This window comes from Pseudomonas hunanensis (genome assembly GCF_013393325.1).
In the GTDB taxonomy this organism is placed as follows: Bacteria; Pseudomonadota; Gammaproteobacteria; order Pseudomonadales; family Pseudomonadaceae; genus Aquipseudomonas; species Aquipseudomonas putida_P.
The window spans coordinates 1-2,125 of the sequence record NZ_QJRC01000062.1 but is presented as its reverse complement, the minus strand read 5'-3'; the positions used below and the strand labels follow the sequence as shown (position 1 = coordinate 2,125).

Genomic DNA, 2,125 nt, shown 5'->3' with positions numbered 1-2,125 from the left:
TGGGATGCCAGCCATGGCCTGCGCCAGCAGGTGTTGATGGCGGCGCGTGAAGGCAATGCCGAGAAAGCGCTGGGGCTATTGGCAGCGCGCTACCGGATCACCAGCCAGGTCATCACGGAAAATCCGTTCAGCCAGGAAGTACAGAAGTATTTGAAGAGCGGCATGGCGCAGGTAGAGGAGATGAAAGCGCTGCGCATCTCGGGTAGCCGAAACGTGCTGATCGAGCTGACCACTACCGCGCGGGTGAAACCTAACTTTCTCGGCTTGCTTACCGCGGGCGGTGGCGGTGGTTTTAACGCAGGCATGCTGTGGTTCAACATCTTATCGCTCAAGACGGCCTACAACAGCCTGCAGAAGAGCAATGCACCGGAATACACCTTGGGCTTTGCTTCATCGATTTTCGGGGTGATCGGTGCAGCAGCAGCCACGATGATCAGCGTTCGGGCAACGCAGAAGGCGGTGATGCTGCGATTAAGCTCGACAGCACCTGGGATGGCGTTTGGCAACGGCGTTATCAAGTTCCTAAGCAGTAACTTGTTTGCGCGTTTAGCCGGATACCCGGCAATAGCATTTAGCCTGTTCTCAGATGGGACGAAGGGATTGCGCCAGTTCGATAACGGTAACTTTTCTGCAGGTGCATACACAATTGCAGGGGGATTAACCATGGCCATCGGCTCTGCTGTCACCCTTGAAGCAGGACTTGCAGTTGCAGGCGTGACAACGGTAGTCCCCTTCGCCGGATGGGCAGCAGCGGCCCTTGTCCTCCTAGGCGTAGCCATCATTGCAGGAGGCCTCTACCTCCACGCCAAGGCACATGAGCATCTTCACAGCCCAATTGAGCTGTGGGCAGCACGCAGCGTCTTCGGTAATCGAATCAACGATGGTGAGGTGCGTCCTGACATCACGTTGGACTATGAGAAGAAACTGCCTGCTTTTACCTCGCTACAGAGCGAAGTCAAAGCTTGGCACAATGAGCATTACGGCCCAAAACTACTATCTGCCGAGCAGGCCCTGTCACTCGGCGTAGCTCATGTCGACACCCGGTGGCATCAGAATAATCACTGGTCTCCGCCCAACTGGGCCGCTATCACACATAACGAAGTTGCTACACCTCAACCAACCGTTGAGTTCACAGTGTTGCTGCCAGGCTTCGTACTCGGGTTAAGCGAATGGTCAGGAAGCTTAAACGCCTTCCGTGATGACGAAGGAATAGACGTGTTTCCAATTACCCCGACCGGCCACACCGTAGGTGGTGGTTTAGTTCTGCACTTCGAGAACGCGCTAGCCAACCAGAATCATGTCTCACTGCATCTAGCCTACAGTGCCAATCAAGGCTTGGACGAAGACAATGAGACTCTTGCAATTTTCCGTTTGGAGCACTGATCATGGCAACCATCTGGCTATTTAATTCAACCACAGACTCAGGGCATAAGCCCGCCATTGGCGGACAGCTTTTAAGCCATTCCAACAATACTTTGTGCCTCAGAAACCCTTGGGTAACAGACTCTGTTTTCATGGGAAAACTGTACTGCGCAATGACGATCACTTTTTTATTCGGTTTCTACCCCTATCTCTTCCCATATATCCCAGACTTATACAACACAGACATTGTGTTGATGCTCTTATTTTTAATAACACCTTTTGTATTTACGCCTTTTCTCATTTACAGAATCTATTTCATAAAAGGTCTATCAAGCTTCTGCCTCAACCGTTCAACCAAAAAAATCTACTACCAACGTTTGAGCAAGGTATTTGTCTTTGAATGGAGCAACACCGGAGGTGGCCTTTTCAAACGCACCGAATTCGGCGGTTCATCGTTCAGCACCAGCTATGCCCTCGCCTTCGCCCCTCGCCGAGAAGACGGTAGCCTCCACCAAAAAGACTGCCTCTGGGTCGACAGCAACGAACCCACCGAACCCGGTGTAAAGCACGTCGCCGAAGTCTGGGAATACCTCCGCCACTTCATGGCCCACGGCCCAGACAAGCTCCCTCCGCCCGGCGAACCCAACTGGTGGCACAAGCCACTGCACGCCATCTGCCTAACCCCAGCGCAAGCCTGGCAACACTATGCGCCTTGGCGAACCGGCGAGCCCGGTGAAATGCAGGGCAAAAAGAACTGGCAATT

1 protein-coding gene and 1 pseudogene are annotated in these 2,125 nt (G+C 53.2%); both read left to right on the top strand.

The window, feature by feature from the left end; genetic code table 11:
• Positions 1–1,383, top strand: a pseudogene (locus DM807_RS01945) (T6SS effector BTH_I2691 family protein); the annotation flags it as partial.
• Positions 1,384–1,385: 2 nt separating this feature from the next.
• A partial coding sequence (locus tag DM807_RS01940; protein WP_179027005.1) for a hypothetical protein occupies positions 1,386–2,125 on the top strand: 740 nt, incomplete at its 3' end.